We start from the raw sequence: 15,673 nt of genomic DNA, 5'->3' as shown, positions 1-15,673 counted from the left end.
GACACGCTCTTCCTCCTGGCGCAGCGCTTCGGCACCACCGTCGCCGCCATCCTGGCGCTCAACCCCGGCGTCAACCCGTACAACCTCCAGGTCGGCCAAGTGCTCTGCATCCCCGGCCCGACCCCGCCGCCGCACGTCTGCCCGCCGGGGAGCTTCCCGTACACCATCCAGGCCGGCGACACGCTCTTCCTCCTGGCGCAGCGCTTCGGCACCACCGTCGCCGCCATCCTGGCGCTCAACCCCGGCGTCAACCCGTACAACCTCCAGGTCGGCCAAGTGCTCTGCATCCCCGGCCCGACCCCGCCGCCACACGTCTGCCCGCCGGGGAGCTTCCCCTACACCATCCAGGCCGGCGATACGCTCTTCCTCCTGGCCCAGCGCTTCGGCACCACCGTCGCCGCCATCCTGGCGCTCAATCCGGGCATCAACCCGTACAACCTGCAGATCGGCCAGGTGATCTGCATCCCCGGCCCGCGCCCGCCGCGCCGGTGCCCGCCGGGCAGCTTCCCCTACACCATCCAGGCCGGGGATACGCTCTTCCTCCTGGCGCAGCGCTTCCACACCACCGTCGCCTCGATCCTGGCGCTCAACCCGGGCCTCAACCCCTACAACCTGCAGATCGGCCAGGTGATCTGCATCCCGCACGAGGACCCGCTGGGGGAGGCGACGGCGCAGGGCGAGGGCGAGAACTCCGAGGCGGGTGACGACGCAGGAAGCTGAGCCCGCGGAGGCCGCGGCCGGGCGGGCGCCGGTTCCCGCCGGCGCCCGCCGCCCGCCGCCCGCGTCCCTCCCGCCTGCGCGGGCGACGTCATGGAACTCTCGTTCTCGATGCACCGCGCGGCATAGGTTGCCAGCTTGGTGCCCTTGGCCGTGTCGTAGGTCTCGATGCCCTTGATCAGCCCGATGGTGCCCACCGAGATCAGGTCGTCCGACTCCTCGCCGCTCACCTCGAACTTCTTGGCCAGGTGCGCCACGAGGCGCAGGTTGTGCTCGATCAGCTTCGCCCGGGCCGCCCGGTCGCCCAGCGCCATGCGCCGCAGGCAGTCGGCCTCCTCCTCGGGCGAGAGCGGGTGCGGAAAGGAACCTCCCCCGCCCGAGACGTAGCCGACCAGGAGCATCAGCAGGCGCACGACGCCGGCGGCGAGAAGCGCCATCCAGCTCCAGCCCATCGGCCTCCCACCTCGCACGCGGCCTCGCCTGGGCCGTGCCTTGCAGCCTATGCACGGGCGGCGCCAGGGGTTCCCGGAGCGCCCCCTCCCTGCTCAGGGCCGGCCGGTCATCTGCCGCCCGGCCACCTTCCGGCTCCCTCGCCGGAGCGGCCCGCCGCCGGTCAGGATGCTGATGGTGCCGTCGGTCTCCAGGATGGCCAGGGCCACCTCGCGCACGTCCTGGACGCCGTGCTCGCGCATGGCCATCAGGCAGTCCTCCTCGCTCAGCCCCTCGCGCCGGAGCGCCTCGGGCAGCCAGCGGCCCTCGCGCGCGATGACCGTGGGGTGCCCCTCCATCAGCCGCCGGACCAGCGGGCTGCGCAGGCGGAGCTGGGCCACCAGCGCGTTGACCGCCAGGAGGGCGGCGACGATGACGAGCCCGCCGGCCAGCGAGACGTCCGGGCCGGTGATGGCCGGCTGGACGGCGTTGGAGACCAGCAGCACGAAGACCAGGTCGAAGAGGGTAAACTGGCCCACCTCGCGCTTGCCCGTCAGGCGGAAGCCCAGGAGCAGCACCAGATAGACCAGCGCCGCCCGGAAGGCCAAGTCCCACCAGGGGAGCCCCAGGCGGAGGAGGTCGCTCACGCCCGGCCGCCTCCGCTCCCGGCGGGCGGGGCTGCGGAATCGGCGCCGGCCGCGGCGCGCAGATCCGCCAGCGGCCAGTCGGGCCAGACGGTCCAGCGCGGCAGGCGCCAGCGGTCCGCACCCGCCCGGAGCCACCCGGGCCGCACCGTGAAGGCGGCCCGGTAGCCGTCGGCCGCCAGGAGGGCCACCAGGCCCGGGTTGGGGCGGCCGTGCGGGTAGGCCAGGGCGACCGGGGCCGGCAGGCCGAGCCGGCGGAAGAGCGCCAGCTCCTTGGCCTGGTCCGCCTGGAACTGGGCGGGCGTCATCTGCCAGAAGGCGGGCCGGCCGGGCGCCGCGTCGTGGGCGGCGTAGGTGTGCGACTCCACGTCGAAGAGGCCCGAGGCCACCAGCCGGCGCAGCTCCTCCTCCGAGAGGTAGCCCGGCCGTCCCAGGGCGGAGCCGAGAAGAAAGAGCGTGGCCGGCAGCCGGTAGGCCTCCAGCACGGGCAGCACCTGGCCGGCCAGCCCGGCGTAGCCGTCGTCGAAGGTGATGAGCACGGCGCACGGCCTGGGGGCGGCGAGGAACTGGCGGACCGTCTCCACCGGCCGGCCGCTCCGCGCCAGCCAGGCCATCTCGCTCCGGAACTGGCTGGCGGCGACGACGGCGCCGTCGCGGCGCAGCGCCCCCCGGTCGACGCCGTCGGGCAGGACGTCATGATAAAGGAAGGCGACCGGCGCGCAGGCTGCGCGCCGCACCTGCACCCGCACGGGATGCGCGCCGCGCCCGCGCGCCGCGGACGCCGCCCTCCCCGCGCCCGGGCCTCCCACCCTGCCGCCGCCGGCCGCGGCCGCCGTGGCGGCGGTCAGCGCGTCGCGAAAGGCGGCCAGGCTCTCGCCCCCGCTCACCCGGATGCGCGGCAGCGTGTACCAGCCCGTCCGCGCCGGATCGGCCAGCCCCCAGACGGTGGTCTCCGCGCCCAGGAAGCCGGCCCTCCGCACCGCCTCCACCACGCGCGCGTCGTACCGCCCCGACGGGTAGGCGAAGAAGTCGGCCGGCTGCCCGAGCCTCTGGCGGATCCAGGCGCGCGAGGCGTCGAGCTGATAGGCCACCGCCGCCGCGCCGAGGCGCGTCAGGTCGGGGTGGCTGACCGTGTGCGCGTCGATCTCGAAGCCCGCCCGGGCCAGCGCCTTCACTTCCTCCAGCGTGAGGGCGCCGGGCCGCCCCACCAGGCCCACCTGCAGGTTGAGGACGGCCGGGAAGCGGTACCGTTCCAGGACCGGGAGGGCGTTCCGGTAGACGCCCGCGTAGCCGTCGTCGAAGGTGATGATCACCGGGCGCGGCGGCAGCGGCCGCCCATGCGCCAGGTCGCCGTACCAGCCCTCCAGGGTGAGCGGGTGGAAGCCGGCCGCGGCCAGGTAGGCCATCTGCCGGGCGAAGTCCGCCGGGCTGACGTAGAGCCCCGGCCAGCCGCGGCGGGGCGGCAGGCCGATCTCGTGGTACATGAGGATCGGCACCCCCGCCGGCGTCCCGGCGCTGGCCACGTGCGGCGCCGGCGGCCGCGGCGCGCCCGCCGGCCTCGCCGGGCGGGCGGCCTGCCGGGGGCCGGGCGGCGGGGGGGCTCCCCCGGGGGCCGTGGGGAAGGTGTCGACCAGCCAGCCGGCGGCGACCAGCCCCAAGGCGAGGAGACCGGTCCAGAGCCACTTCGCGCGCGTGAAGGCTCACCTCGCGAGCCCGGCGGGCAGCCCCGCGGGCGCTGCTGCCCGCATCCTACCCGCCCGCGCGCCGCCCCGGAAGAGGGGCCGGGCGGCTCCGGAGCGGGGCCGGCGCTACCCCTTCAGCGCGCCGGCGGTCAGCCCGGCCACCACCCAGCGCTGGAAGAGGACGACCAGCAGCACGGGCGGCAGGATGGCGATGGCCGCGCCGGCGAAGATCGTCCCCCAGGGGAGCAGATACTGGCCCCCGAAGAGCGCGATGCCCACCGGCAGCGTCCGCATGGCGCTCTCGCTGTTGAAGGTGAGGGCGAAGAGGAACTCGGTCCAGTCGGCGATGAAGACCAGGATGCCCGCCGTCCCCAGGCCCGGGCCGGCCAGGGGGAGGATGACGCGCCCCAGCACCGTGGCCAACCCGGCACCGTCCACCTGGGCCGCCTCCTCCAGCTCGCGCGGGATGCCGCGGAAGAAGGTGGCCAGGATCCAGATGGTGATGGGCAGGTTGAAGGCCGTGTACGGCAGGATGAGGGCCGGGTAGCTGTTCAGCCAGCCCAGGCGCTGGAGGAGCGAGAAGAGGGGCAGGAGCACCGCCAGCGAGGGGAACATGCTCAGCCCGAGCACGGCGAGGAGGATGAGCTGGCGGCCGGGCAGGCGCATCCGCCCCAGCGGGTAGGCGGCCAGCGCCCCCAGAAGGAGCGTCCAGAACGTGGCGGCCAGGGAGACGACGGCGCTGTTGCGCAGGTAGAGGCCGAAGTCCTGGGAGGTGACGGCCTCCCGGTAGTTGGCCCACGTCGCTACCGGAGGCAGGAGGTGCGGCGGCCAGCTGCTCAGGTCGACGGGCCGGGTAAAGGAAGCGGAGAGCATCCAGAAGACCGGCCCGAGGACGAAGAGCAGGATGGCGGCCAGCAGCACCGCCTGGGCCAGGCGGAGCGTCAGGCGGCGGAGGCGCCTCACGGCTCCTCCCCTCCCAGGGCGGAGGGCGCCACCACACGCACGTAGACCAGCGCCAGCAAGAGCGCCACCAGAAAGGCGAAGACGCTGGCCGCCGCCCCCTCTCCGAAGCGGAGGTTCTGGAACATCTGCTTCCAGGCGTAGATGGCCACCGACTCGGTGGCGTAGCCGGGCCCTCCGCCCGTCAGGACGAAGGGCAGGTCGAAAAGGCCGACGAAGGCCTGGATCGTCCGGTAAAGGAGCGCCAGCAGGAGACTGGGGCGGAGGAGCGGCAGCGTGACGCCCCAGAAGCCGCGCCAGCCGCCTGCGCCGTCGATGCGCGCCGCCTCGTGGAGCTCTTCGGGGATGGTCTCGAGCCCCGCCAGGAGGAGGAGGCCGACGAAGGGGACCGTCTTCCAGACGTCGGCCACCATCATCGCGCCCACCGCCAGGTCCGGCTGGCTGAGCCAGGTGACGCGGTGGTCCAGCAGGCCCAGTGCCATCAGGATGGCGTTGGCCACGCCGTAGGTGCCGTCGTCGATGAACCGCCAGACCTCGGCCGAGACGACGGTGATCAGCGCCCAGGGGACGAGCAGCACCGTCCGCACCAGCCCCCGGCCCGGCAGGGCCGAGTGGACGGCCAGGGCGAGAAGGAGGCCCAGCACCAGCTCGGCCGCCACCGTCGCCAGCGTGAAGAGCAGGGTGAAGCCCAGCGACTGGCGGAACTCGTCGCTGGCGAGGAGAAAGGCGTAGTTTCCGAGGCCGGCCCAGGCGGCGCGGAAGCCGCCGGACGCCAGGGTGACGCGCTCGAAGCTCTGCGCCACCGTCAGCGCCGTGGGCAGGAGCGCGACGCCGGTCACCACCAGCGCCGCCGGAGCCAGCAGGAGCCAGCCCGTCATGGTGCGACGCAGCGGCCGTCCCCTCCTTCCGGCGGGAGGGCGGGACGGCCGGGCAGCCCCGGGGGCCCCCGGGGCCCCGCCGCCTCCGCCCCTCCGCTCACGGCTGCTGGACCAGCTGCTGGATGGCCTGGCTCGCCTGGCGGATGCCGGCGGCCGGCGAGACTTGCCCGGTCAGGATCTGGTGGAGCGAGACCTGCAGCTGCGAGGAGAGCTCCGGGTAGTTGGGCGTCCAGCTAGGCCGGGGCACGATGGTCGGCTTCAGCGCGAAGAAGGGGTTGGCGGCCCGCACCTGCGCGTCCTCATAGGTGGAGAGGAGGACGGGCAGGTGACCGCCCTTGAGCGCGATGAACTTCTGCGCCTCCGGGCCGACCAGGAACTGGATGAAGGTGACGGCCTCCCGAACGTGCTTGGAGTGCGGGTTGATGAAGAGGTTCCAGCCGCCCAGGGCGGCCGGGCCGCGGGTGCCGCCGGGCCAGTCGGGCAGCACTGCCATCCCCACCTTGCCCACCACCTTGGACTGCTGGGGATCGTTGAGCACCGCCCAGGCGTAGGGCCAGTTGCGCAGGAAGGCCGCGTCGCCGTTGGCGAAGACGTTGAGCGAGTCGGGCTCCTGGTAGGTGCTGACCGCCTCGGGCGCCACGCCGCTCTGCACCAGCTCGCGCAGGAACCGGGCGGCCTGGACGGCCTGCGGCGAGTCGAGCACCACCTTGCCGTCGGGCGTCAACACCTGCCCGCCGGCCCCGGCCAGCATCTCGGTGAAATCGCAGACCAGGCCCTCATACTGGGCGCCCTGGAAGACGAAGCCGTAGCGGACGGCGCCCTGCCGCTGGAGCGTCTCGGCCTCCTGGAGCAGCTGGTCCCAGGTGGCGGGTACGGGCAGGTGGTACTTTTCCAGGAGGTCCTTCCTGTAGTAGAGGAAGCCCGCGTCGGTGAACCAGGGGACGGCGTAGAGCTTCCCCTGGAAGGTGTCCGCCTGGACGGCGCCCGGGATCAGCTGGTCCGTGAAGCTCTTGGGGAAGTAGCGGTCCAGCGCCAGCGCCAAGCCATGGGAGGCGAACTGGGCGGGCCAGATGACGTCGCCGGAGTAGACGTCCGGCGTCGGGCTGCCCGAGGAGATCTGCGTCACGTAGGTGTTCCGCTGCGTGTCGGTCGAGTTGGGCAGCTGGTTGAGCTGGACCCGGATCTCCGGATGCTGCCGCTCGAACATGTCGATGAGCTGCTGGCGCAGGCCCAGGTTGGAGAGCGGCCCCGAGGACCAGACGATGGTCACCGGCCCCGGCTGGGCCGCCTGGCCCCCGCCGCCGCCCTGGCCACCGGTCTGGGCGGGCGCGGCGCATCCGGCGACCAGCCAGAGGCCGGCGGCCAGCAGGGCGAGCTTTCGGCGCACAGGAAAGCCACCTCCTTGGCTTCCCCTGGAAAAGGAAGCCCAAGAGGGGCTACCACGCCGTGCCAGAGCGCTCCTGCCGCTCGTATGTTCCAGATGGCGGTATGCTTTCCAGTCTTTCGATGCGTCAGCGTCCGCGCCGCGGCAGTCGCGGCTCGCGCTCGTAGGGGATGGGGACGTACTGGACCGAGGGCCGCCGCTGCGCCGGCTGGGGGTAGAGATCCATCAACTCGTAAACCTCCGGCGGCAGGCCGACGCGGACGGGCAGGCCCAGCTCGCGCGCCTTCTCCACCGTCAGCGGGTAGTCGTGCGTCCAGCGTCCGGTGGTGAGCGTGTCGGCGACGCGGACGGCCGCTTCCTCGTCCATGCCGTTGGCGCGGGTGATGGCCACCACCAGCTCGTACACCTGGCGCATCGCCTTGCGCGCCATCTCGGCCCGGATCAGCGTCTCGTCGTCGATCTCGGCCGGCGGCTTCAGCTCGGTCACCCGGAGGATGTCGGCGGCCGCATACTGGCCGATCTGCGGGTCGACCGGGCCGAGGACCGCGTTCTCGTCCATGACGATCTCGTCGGCGGCCAGGGCGAGGAGCGTGCCGCCGCTCATGGCGTAGTGCGGGACGAAGACGGTGACCGGGCCGCTCCGCCGGACCAGCGCGTGGGCGATCTGCTCGGCCGCCAGCACCAGCCCGCCCGGCGTGTGCAGCACCATGTCCAGCGGCATGTCGTCGGGCGTCAGCTTGATGGCACGGAGCACGGCCTCGGAGTCGTCGATGTCGATGTAGCGGCTGATGGGGATGCCCAGGAAGGCCAGCGACTCCTGGCGGTGGATGAGCGTGATGACGCGGCTCCCCCGCCGCCGCTCCAGCGCCCGGATGAGCGCCAGGCGGCGCGACTCGCGCAGGTGCTGCTGCAGGAGCGGCGAGAAGGAGGCGACGATCAGGAAGAGCCAGAAGAGGTCGGACAGGCTGAACCCCATGGCCTCTCACCCCCGCGCGGGCTTCCCCCCTCCATCTCTCTCCATTCTACGGCCTTCGCCATTCGCGACCCGCAGGGGCAGCGGGGGCCGCCGGGCCTCGCCGGAGACGGGACGGCCCGCACCGGCTCTCCCCGGCGCGGGCCGCCCCCCGGGAGCGATGGGGATCGGCACCAGGCGCTCAGCGCCCCGTCCGGCGCGGTCCCTTGCCGTCGTCACCCTCCTCGTCCTCGTCCTCCTCCTCGTCGAGGTCGTCCTCCGCCTCCTCCTCGTCCTCGTAGTCGGCGTCGAACTCCTCTTCCCACTCCTCGTCGTCCTCGTCCTCTTCGTCCCAGTCCTCGTCCTGGAGCCGCTCCCAGGCCTCGGCCACCTGCTTCCACTCCTCCTCGTCCTGGACCTCGCTCAGGGTCTCGTTCCCCTCGGCGTCGGTGTCGATGCGCAGGACGAAGGCCTCGTTCTCCGAATCAGGATCGGCCAGGACGGCGTACTCGTTCGCATCCACGCTGATCACGTCGAGGAGCTCGAAGCGATGCTCCTCCCCGTTCTCGTCCGTCAACACCACGAAATCCTGGTCCTCCCGATCCTGCTCGTCCATGACGGACTCACCTCGCTCCCGGCGGGCTCCCCCGCCGCATACAGCACGCACACATTCTAGTGACCGCCCCTGGGGGCGTCAATCGAAGGCGTCGGCGCCTCCGCCGCCTCCCGCGGGCCGCTCCGGGCCGGCTTCCGGGCCCTCCCCGGCGGCCTCCGGCCCGGACGCGCCCGCCGCCCGCCGCCGCTCCAGGTAGGACTGGAGGATGAGCGCCGCCGCCGTCCGGTCGACGGCCTGCCGCCGCCGCCGCCGCGAGAGGTCCGCCTCCAGCATGGCCCGCTCCGCCTCCACCGTGGTCAGGCGTTCGTCCTCGAAGACCACCGGCAGCCCCGTCGCCCCGGCCAGCGCCCGGGCGAAGGCCTCCACCCGGCGCGCCTGCGGGCCCAGCTCGCCGCGCAGCGTGCGCGGCAGGCCGACCACGATCCGCTCCACGTCCAGGCGGAGGCAGAGGCGCTTCAGCGCCTCCAGCGTCTCCGCCTCCCCGGCCCGGACGAGCGTCATCAGCGGCTGCGCCGTCCAGCCCAGCGGGTCGCTGAGCGCCAGGCCGATGCGGCGCTCGCCCACGTCGACGCCCAGCACGCGCCCCAGTCCGCTCACCTCCGCGTGTAGGGCGCCGTCCGCTCCGTCTGGAAGAGCGAGACCAGCGCGGCGCCGGCCAGGAAGCCGCCCACGTGCACCCAGTAGGCTACCCCGCCCGAGGCGTACTCCACGCCCAGGCTGGCGGCGCCGGAGAGGAACTGGACCGCGAACCAGAAGACGAGGAAGACGGCGGCCGGGATGTGGAGCGGCACGATGAAGAAACCCAGCGGGATGACCGTCGTCACCCGCGCCCAGGGGTACTTGACCAGGTAGGCGCCCAGCACGCCGGCGATGGCGCCGCTGGCGCCGATGACGACCACCGTCGAGGCCGGGTAGAAGAAGGTCTGCACGCCGTTGCCGATGACGCCCGTCAGCAGGTAGAAGAGCAGGTAGCGCGCGTGACCCATCAGGTCTTCCACGTTGTCGCCGAAGATCCAGAGAAAGATCATGTTGCCGATGACGTGCAGCCAGGAGCCGTGGAGGAAGATGGCGGTCAGGAGTGGCTCCCAGCTGGAGGGCGCCAGCGGCCCCCGCGTCGTCCAGCTGGCCACCACCCGCGCCGGGATCAACCCCCAGCGCGAGTAGAAGAGGTCGAGCTGGTCGGGCGTCATGCCCAGCTCGTGGAGAAAGATGAGGATGTTGGCCGCCACCAGCAGGAGCGTCACCCAGGGGAAGCGGCGCGAGCGGACGTCGTCACCGACCGGGATCATCGCGCCCACCCCGCAGCGGCTCCACCAGCCCGGCCTCCACGCAGCGGCGGAGCGCCTCGTCCGGCTCCGCGCTGACCACGAAGATCTCCTGGACCGCGCCGCCCGCCCGGCCCAGGAGCTTGAAGCCGCTCTCCGTCCGGTACTGGAAGGTGACGCTGGGGGGCACCCCGCGCGGCAGTGGTCGGATGCGTCCCGGGATGACCGCCTCCACGCCGGGCGCCGCGCCGATGCGGTCGACCAGCGCCTCCAGGCCCGGAACCACGTGGTGCCGCTTCTTCACGTTGCGCGCGGGGCCGGCGCGGAAGCGGGCCACGGTCTACCCCGCCATCTCCCGCAGCGCGTCGACGCCCGCCGCCAGCGCCCGCTCCAGGAGCTCCGGCCGCCGTCCGCCGGCCTGCGCCAGCTCCGGCCGGCCGCCGCCGCCGCCGCCCGCCACGCGCGCGGCCGCACCGACGATGCGCCCGGCGTGGAAGCCCCGCGCCACCAGGTCGGCCGTGACCGCCGCCACGAACTGAACCTTCCCGTCCGAGCGGGCGGCCAGGAGGACGACGCCCGAGCCGAGCCGCTGGCGCAGCCAGTCGGAGGCCTGGCGGAGCTCCTCCGGCCCCGCGCCCTCCAGCTCGCCGCGCACCACCCGCACGCCGGCCACCGTCTCCGCCTGCGCCAGCAGCCGCTCGGCGGCAATGCGCACCAGCTTCTCCTCCAGCTCGCGCAGCCGGCGCTGGGTGCCGCGCAGCTCCTCGGCCAGCGCCGCCACGCGCGCGGGCACCTCTTCCTCCGGCGCGCGCAGGAGCTCCGCCGTCTCGCGCAGGCGGCGCTCCTGGAGGCGCGCGTACTCGACCACGCCCGTCCCGGTCACCGCCTCGATGCGGCGCAGGCCGGCGCCGATGCTGGACTCGCTGACGATCTTGAAGGAGCCGATCTCGGCCGTGTTGTGGACGTGGGTGCCGCCGCAGAGCTCGCGCGAGTAGTCGCCCATGGCCACCACGCGCACCCGCTCGCCGTACTTCTCGCCGAAGAGCGCGATGGCGCCGGTCTTGCGCGCCTCCTCCAGCGGCAGCACCTGGACGCTGGCCGGCAGCGCGTCCAGGATGCGCTCGTTGACGCGCTCCTCCACCCGGCGGAGCGTCTCCTCGTCCAGCGGCCCCTCGTGGGTGAAGTCGAAGCGGAGCCGGTCGGGCGCCACCAGCGAGCCCGCCTGCGTCGCCTCCTCGCCCAGGATCTCCTTCAGCGCCTTGTGCAGGAGGTGGGTGGCGCTGTGGTTGCGCATGATGGCGCGCCGGCGCTGGGCGTCGACGCGCGCCTCCAGCTCGGCGCCGGCACGGAGCGTCCCCGCCTCCACGCGGCCGAAGTGGAGGTGGACGCCGCGGCCGACCTCCTGGGTGTCGGTGACGCGGACGCGCGCCTCGTCCGAGAGGAGCCAGCCGGTGTCGCCCACCTGGCCGCCGCCCTCGGCGTAGAAGGGGCTCTGGTCGAGGACGACGCGCACCTCGCTCCCCTCCTCGGCCTCCTCCACGCGCTCGGGCGCCTCGCCGGCGACGACCACGGCCAGGACGCGGGCGCGCGCCTCCGTCCCCTCGTAGCCCAGGAAGCGCGTGGCCGGCAGGTCGGCCACCAGCTGCGCCACCGCGTCGCCCGCGCGCAGCCCGCGCGCCGCCCGGTCCGCCCGCGCCCGCTCCCGCTGGCGCTCCAGCGCCGCCTGGAAGCCGGCCAGGTCGAGGCCGAGGCCCGCTTCCTCGGCCATGTCCTGCATCAGGTCCAGCGGGAAGCCGTAGGTGTCGTAAAGAAGGAAGGCCTCCTCGCCGCGCAGCTCCGCCCGGCCCTCCGCGCGGCAGCGCTCGGCCAGCTCGGCGAAGGCCCGCACCCCCTGCTCCAGCGTCTGCAGAAAACGCTCCTCCTCGCGCCGGATCACCTCGCGCACGAAGCCCTCGCGCTCCCGCAGCTCGGGATAGGCGTCGCCCATCAGCGCCACCACCGTCCCCGCCACCTCCGCCAGGAAGGGCCGCTCCAGGCCGAGCACGCGCCCGAAGCGGGCGGCGCGGCGGAGGATGCGGCGCAGGACGTAGCCGCGGCCCTCGTTGGAGGGGAGGACGCCGTCGGCGATGAGGAAGGCGCCCGCCCGCGCGTGGTCGGCGATGACGCGGAAGGGGAAGCCGCCAACGCCGCGGTCGTAACGCCGCCCCGAGAGCTCCTCGATGCGCCGGATGATGGGATGGAAGAGGTCGGTGTCGAAGTTGGAGTCGACCTGCTGCAGCACCGAGGCGATGCGCTCCAGGCCCATGCCGGTGTCGATGCTGGGCTTGGGGAGCGGATGGAGCACGCCCGCCTCGTCGCGGTCGTACTGCATGAAGACCAGGTTCCAGATCTCCAGCCAGCGGTCGCAATCGCAGAGGCCGACGCCGCAGGCGGGCGCCCCGCAGCGGTGCTCCTCGCCGCGGTCGTAGATGATCTCGCTGCACGGCCCGCAGGGGCCGGTATCGCCCATGGCCCAGAAGTTGTCCTTCTCGCCCAGGCGGACGATCCGCTCCGCCGGCACGCCCGCGACGGAGCGCCAGAGCTGCTCGGCCTCGTCGTCGTCGCGGTAGACGGTCACCCAGAGCCGCTCCGGGTCCAGCTCCAGCTCGCGGGTGAGGAACTCCCAGGCGAAGCGGATGGCCTCGGCCTTGAAGTAGTCGCCGAACGAGAAGTTGCCCAGCATCTCGAAGAAGGTGTGGTGCCGCGGCGTGCGGCCCACGTTCTCCAGGTCGTTGTGCTTCCCGCCGGCGCGCATGCACTTCTGCGCCGTCGTCGCCCGCCGGAAGGGCAGCCGCGCGTTGCCCAGGAAGACGTCCTTGAACTGGACCATGCCGGCGTTGGTGAAGAGGAGCGTGGGGTCGTTCTGCGGAACCAGCGGCGAGCTGGGCACCACCGTGTGCCCCTGCCGCTCGAAGTACCCCAGGAAGCGGCTCCGGATCTCGGACGAGCTGAGCGATCGCATGCCTCTCCTCCCCCCCGGCCGGCCGCGCGCCCGCGGCCCGGCCAGGCTGCCGACGGATTGGACGGGGTCGAAAGGCCTCGGCCTGTATCCCCAATACTAGAGATCCGCCGCGCGGCCGGTCAACGCGGCCCCTGCGCACCCCCCAGGCGGAGCAGCTCCGGCAGCAGGGCGCGGGCCAGGGCGAAGAGCGGCACGGCCAGAAAGATCCCCAGGGCGCCGCCCAGCGACTCACCCACCAGGAGCGCCAGGATGACCGCCAGCGGGTGGAGGCCGAGCCCGTCGCCCAGGAGGCGCGGCGCCAGCACGCCCGACTCCAGCTGCTGGACGACCGCCCAGGCCGCGAGCGTCAAGAGGCCGGTCCGCGTGGAGCGGAGGAAGCCGGCCGCCACCGCCGGCAGGAGCGCCAGGAGCGGCCCGAAGTAGGGGATCAGCTCGCCCAGCGCGGTGAGAAGGCCCAGCAGCACCGCGAAGGGCGTCCCCACCAGCGCCAGCGCCAGGCCCGTGGCCGTCCCCACCACCAGCGAGAGCCCGACCTCGCCGCGCAGGTAGCCGCCCAGCACCCGGTCCGCCGCCCGCGCCAGCCGCTCGGCGACGGGGCGGTAGGCGGCGGGCAGGGCGCGCCAGATCTGCTCGCGCCAGCGGGGCCACTCCAGTACCAGGTAGAAGGCGACCACCGGGCTGAGGAGGAGCGAGCCCAGCCACTCGCCCAGGGTGCCCCAGTCGCTCAGCCCGCGGGTGAGGCCGCGCTCCAGCTGGAGGCCCGCGCGCTCCAGGAGGCGCCGGCCCCAGGCGAGGAGCGCGGCCGGCACGCCCGCGCCCGCCAGCGCGCGTTCGGCGCCCGCCGCCACGGCCTCCAGGCGGTGGAGCGCGCCGGGCAGCCGGCGCGAGAGGTCGGCCAGCTCCGGCCCCAGGAGCGGCGCGGCCGCCGCCGCCAGCGCAGCCAGCGCCAAGCCCCCCAGGGCGAGGAGAAGCAGGACCGCCCAGCCGCGCCCCAGCCCCCGCCGCTCCAGGCTCGCCACCGGAGGCTCCAGGAGGTAGGCCAGGGCCGCGCCCAGGAGGAAGGGCAGAAGGGCGTGGCGCAGCCGCCAGAGAAGGAGGGCCGCCGCCAGGACGGCGGCGGCCCAGCCCGCTCGGCGCCATGTCACCCTTTCCCCCACGGCCGCCCTAGCGGCGCTCGGGCACCGCCTCGACGGGCTCCAGCGGCTCCAGCCCGCCTTCGGCGTCGATGCGGTAGAGGAGCCAGCGCCCGCCCCTCTGGACGAACTCGACGTAGCACTCCCAGCAGAAGTAGTGCCGGTGGTCCACCTTGCCCACCTTGTGACTGCCGCAGTGCGGGCAGCTCATCCTCTCGCTCCACCCTCCTCGTAGCCGCTCCGGCCGGCCTCCGCCGCGCGCGGGCCGGCGGGAGCGCGCAGGATGACGGCGTCCTCGCCCCAGACGCTGCCCTCGCCGGCCGGCAGCCAGCGCGGCCCCTCCCGCAGCTCACGCCAGAGCCCGTCGGCCACGCCGATGGCCGTCACGCGGCCGCTGGCGGCGTCGAAGGCGACGTCCACCACGCTTCCCAGCGCCTCGCCCCGCTCGTCGATGACCGGCTTGCCCACCAGGCGGCGGTGGCGCGCCAGGAGTTCGTTCAACCGGCGCCCGTCGGGCACCGGCAGGAGAGCCTCGGCCTGCTCGGTCAGCACCGCGCCCGAGCCGATGCCGGCCACGGCCTCGAAGGGGAAGACCCGCTGGCGGCCGGCGCGGTCCCGGCCGTCCAGGAGCAACCCCATCACGTGGCCGTCGGGCGCGCTGACCAGGAAGTCTTCCACCACCCCGAGCCTGCGACCGCTCTTGCGGTCGATGAGCGGCAGGCCCACCACCCCCGTCCAGGTGGCCGTCTGCATCCTCCACCTCCCCGCTCCGCGGAAATCGCCTGGAAAAGTTTTCGCGCGGGCGGGGGCGCTTATACGCGCCACCGGTCCGGGCGGGGCTCCGGGCGCGGCGCGCTACTCCAGGACCTCGCGCACCGGCCCGCCGGCCAGCACCTCCTCACCCCGGTAGAGGACGGCCGACTGGCCGGGGGTGATCGCGCGCAGCGGCTCCTCCAGCTCCACCTCCAGCCGCCGCGGGTCGCCTTGCTCGAGCCGGTAGCGGGCCGGCCGGGCGGGCGCGTGCGCCCGCAGCTGCACCTCGGCCGACTGCCAGCCCCCCGTCTCCGGTGGCGCCTCGGAGACCCAGGTGACCGGTCCGACGCGGAAGCGGCGGCGGCCCGCCTCCGCGGCCGTGCCCACCACCAGGCGATTCCGCTCGGCGTCCACCTCCAGCACGTAGAGCGGCTCCCGCGCGGCCACGCCCAGCCCGCGCCGCTGGCCCACCGTGTAGCGGGGCAGGCCGCGGTGCGTGCCCAGCAGGCGCCCCCGGCGGTCGACGATGGGGCCGGGGCGGAAGCGGTCCGGGATCTCGCCCTCCAGGAAGGCGGCGTAGTCGCCGTCGCGGACGAAGCAGATCTCCTGGCTCTCGGGCTTCGCCGCCACCGGCAGGCCCAGCTCGGCGGCCAGCCGGCGCGTCTCCGCCTTCTCCATCCCGCCCAGCGGGAAGAGGACGTGCGCCAGCTGCTCCTGCTCCAGCGGGTAGAGGACGTAGCTCTGGTCCTTGCGCGCGTCGCGGCCGCGGCGCAGCACCCAGCGGCCGCGCCGCGCGTCCCAGCCGGCGCGGGCGTAGTGGCCGCTGGCCACGTACTCCGCGCCCAGCTCGCGCGCCCGCTCCAGGAGCGCCGCGAACTTGATCTCGCGGTTGCAGACGATGCACGGGTTGGGCGTCCGGCCGCGGGCGTACTCGCGCACGAAGTCGTCGATGACCGCGCGGCGGAAGGCTTCCTGGAGGTTGAGGACGTAGTAGGGGATGCCCAGCAGCTCGGCCACGCGCCGGGCGTCGGCCACCGCGCCCAGCGAGCAGCAGCCGCCCAGGCGTGCCTCCTCCGCGGGGTCGCGCGCCTGCCAGATCTGCATGGTGACGCCGATCACCTCGTAGCCCTGCCGCACCAGCAGGGCCGCCGCCACCGAGCTGTCCACGCCGCCGCTCATGGCGGCGACGACACGCACAGCTGCCATCCCCCTCACCTCCTCCCGCCGGCCGCCAGCGCCTCCGCCTCGCGGGCGACGAT

17 protein-coding genes are annotated in these 15,673 nt (G+C 74.0%); 1 reads left to right on the top strand and 16 read right to left on the bottom strand.

Annotated elements, in window-relative coordinates; genetic code table 11:
* Nucleotides 1-15: 15 nt before the first annotated feature.
* Nucleotides 16-720, top strand: coding sequence for a LysM domain-containing protein (locus tag K6U79_08035; protein MCL6522303.1), 705 nt, complete (start codon nucleotides 16-18; stop codon nucleotides 718-720).
* Here the strand turns inward: K6U79_08035 and K6U79_08030 are convergent.
* The 16 genes from K6U79_08030 to mnmA all read right to left on the bottom strand — a co-directional run bounded on the left by K6U79_08030 (nucleotide 606) and on the right by mnmA (nucleotide 15,620).
* Nucleotides 606-1,169 carry a hypothetical protein gene (locus K6U79_08030; protein ID MCL6522302.1) on the bottom strand — a complete coding sequence of 188 codons (564 nt, stop codon included), beginning with the start codon at nucleotides 1,167-1,169 and terminating at the stop codon, nucleotides 606-608. The genes K6U79_08035 and K6U79_08030 overlap by 115 nt on opposite strands.
* 93 nt (nucleotides 1,170-1,262) lie before the next feature.
* The gene (locus K6U79_08025; protein MCL6522301.1) at nucleotides 1,263-1,793 is read right to left on the bottom strand and encodes a DUF421 domain-containing protein; all 531 of its coding nucleotides are present in this window, start codon (nucleotides 1,791-1,793) and stop codon (nucleotides 1,263-1,265) included.
* On the bottom strand, nucleotides 1,790-3,286 hold the full coding sequence (locus tag K6U79_08020) for a polysaccharide deacetylase family protein (protein MCL6522300.1): 1,497 nt from the start codon (nucleotides 3,284-3,286) through the stop codon (nucleotides 1,790-1,792). Before K6U79_08020 ends, K6U79_08025 begins: the two co-directional genes overlap by 4 nt.
* A gap of 312 nt (nucleotides 3,287-3,598) precedes the next feature.
* Entirely contained in the window at nucleotides 3,599-4,345 is a 747-nt protein-coding gene (locus K6U79_08015; GenBank protein ID MCL6522299.1) for a carbohydrate ABC transporter permease, read from the bottom strand.
* A gap of 86 nt (nucleotides 4,346-4,431) precedes the next feature.
* Nucleotides 4,432-5,310: a sugar ABC transporter permease gene (locus K6U79_08010; GenBank protein MCL6522298.1), complete on the bottom strand. Its 879-nt coding sequence runs from the start codon at nucleotides 5,308-5,310 to the stop codon at nucleotides 4,432-4,434.
* 97 nt (nucleotides 5,311-5,407) lie between these two features.
* Entirely contained in the window at nucleotides 5,408-6,697 is a 1,290-nt protein-coding gene (locus K6U79_08005; GenBank protein MCL6522297.1) for an ABC transporter substrate-binding protein, read from the bottom strand.
* 124 nt (nucleotides 6,698-6,821) lie between these two features.
* Nucleotides 6,822-7,670, bottom strand: coding sequence for a hypothetical protein (locus K6U79_08000; protein MCL6522296.1), 849 nt, complete (start codon nucleotides 7,668-7,670; stop codon nucleotides 6,822-6,824).
* Between the two features lie 178 nt (nucleotides 7,671-7,848).
* The gene (locus K6U79_07995) at nucleotides 7,849-8,262 is read right to left on the bottom strand and encodes a DUF1292 domain-containing protein (GenBank protein ID MCL6522295.1); all 414 of its coding nucleotides are present in this window, start codon (nucleotides 8,260-8,262) and stop codon (nucleotides 7,849-7,851) included.
* A gap of 78 nt (nucleotides 8,263-8,340) precedes the next feature.
* A complete protein-coding gene (ruvX, locus tag K6U79_07990) occupies nucleotides 8,341-8,850 on the bottom strand; it encodes a Holliday junction resolvase RuvX (GenBank protein MCL6522294.1) in 510 nt (169 codons plus the stop codon).
* 5 nt (nucleotides 8,851-8,855) lie between these two features.
* On the bottom strand, nucleotides 8,856-9,551 hold the full coding sequence (locus K6U79_07985; protein MCL6522293.1) for a rhomboid family intramembrane serine protease: 696 nt from the start codon (nucleotides 9,549-9,551) through the stop codon (nucleotides 8,856-8,858).
* Nucleotides 9,535-9,864, bottom strand: a complete 330-nt coding sequence (locus tag K6U79_07980; GenBank protein MCL6522292.1) for a DUF2103 domain-containing protein — start codon at nucleotides 9,862-9,864, stop codon at nucleotides 9,535-9,537. The genes K6U79_07985 and K6U79_07980 overlap by 17 nt, the downstream gene beginning before the upstream one ends.
* 3 nt (nucleotides 9,865-9,867) lie before the next feature.
* Nucleotides 9,868-12,528 carry an alanine--tRNA ligase gene (alaS, locus tag K6U79_07975; protein ID MCL6522291.1) on the bottom strand — a complete coding sequence of 887 codons (2,661 nt, stop codon included), beginning with the start codon at nucleotides 12,526-12,528 and terminating at the stop codon, nucleotides 9,868-9,870.
* A gap of 119 nt (nucleotides 12,529-12,647) precedes the next feature.
* Complete coding sequence (locus tag K6U79_07970) at nucleotides 12,648-13,673, bottom strand: AI-2E family transporter (GenBank protein ID MCL6522290.1); 1,026 nt, start codon at nucleotides 13,671-13,673, stop codon at nucleotides 12,648-12,650.
* Nucleotides 13,674-13,692: 19 nt separating this feature from the next.
* Complete coding sequence (locus tag K6U79_07965) at nucleotides 13,693-13,872, bottom strand: hypothetical protein (protein MCL6522289.1); 180 nt, start codon at nucleotides 13,870-13,872, stop codon at nucleotides 13,693-13,695.
* A complete protein-coding gene (locus K6U79_07960) occupies nucleotides 13,869-14,414 on the bottom strand; it encodes a PRC-barrel domain-containing protein (GenBank protein ID MCL6522288.1) in 546 nt (181 codons plus the stop codon). Before K6U79_07960 ends, K6U79_07965 begins: the two co-directional genes overlap by 4 nt.
* 102 nt (nucleotides 14,415-14,516) lie before the next feature.
* On the bottom strand, nucleotides 14,517-15,620 hold the full coding sequence (gene mnmA / locus K6U79_07955) for a tRNA 2-thiouridine(34) synthase MnmA (GenBank protein ID MCL6522287.1): 1,104 nt from the start codon (nucleotides 15,618-15,620) through the stop codon (nucleotides 14,517-14,519).
* Between the last annotated feature and the right edge of the window lie 53 nt (nucleotides 15,621-15,673).

The organism is Bacillota bacterium (assembly GCA_023511835.1).
Taxonomy (GTDB): Bacteria; Bacillota; Sulfobacillia; order JAIMAT01; family JAIMAT01; genus JAIMAT01.
The sequence above is the reverse complement of the archived record's forward strand: the minus strand, read 5'-3'. Positions and strand labels throughout refer to the sequence as shown.

Excerpts from the sequence above, each read along its gene's own strand:
- K6U79_08015 (MCL6522299.1), bottom strand. The coding sequence starts at position 4,345 with ATGCTCTCCGCTTCCTTTACCCGGCCCGTCGACCTGAGCAGCTGGCCG.
- K6U79_08010 (MCL6522298.1), bottom strand. The coding sequence starts at position 5,310 with ATGACGGGCTGGCTCCTGCTGGCTCCGGCGGCGCTGGTGGTGACCGGC.
- K6U79_07965 (MCL6522289.1), bottom strand. The coding sequence starts at position 13,872 with ATGAGCTGCCCGCACTGCGGCAGTCACAAGGTGGGCAAGGTGGACCAC.
- K6U79_08030 (MCL6522302.1), bottom strand. The coding sequence starts at position 1,169 with ATGGGCTGGAGCTGGATGGCGCTTCTCGCCGCCGGCGTCGTGCGCCTG.
- alaS (MCL6522291.1), bottom strand. The coding sequence starts at position 12,528 with ATGCGATCGCTCAGCTCGTCCGAGATCCGGAGCCGCTTCCTGGGGTAC.
- mnmA (MCL6522287.1), bottom strand. The coding sequence starts at position 15,620 with ATGGCAGCTGTGCGTGTCGTCGCCGCCATGAGCGGCGGCGTGGACAGC.
- K6U79_07985 (MCL6522293.1), bottom strand. The coding sequence starts at position 9,551 with ATGATCCCGGTCGGTGACGACGTCCGCTCGCGCCGCTTCCCCTGGGTG.
- K6U79_07960 (MCL6522288.1), bottom strand. The coding sequence starts at position 14,414 with ATGCAGACGGCCACCTGGACGGGGGTGGTGGGCCTGCCGCTCATCGAC.
- K6U79_07995 (MCL6522295.1), bottom strand. The coding sequence starts at position 8,262 with ATGGACGAGCAGGATCGGGAGGACCAGGATTTCGTGGTGTTGACGGAC.
- K6U79_08000 (MCL6522296.1), bottom strand. The coding sequence starts at position 7,670 with ATGGGGTTCAGCCTGTCCGACCTCTTCTGGCTCTTCCTGATCGTCGCC.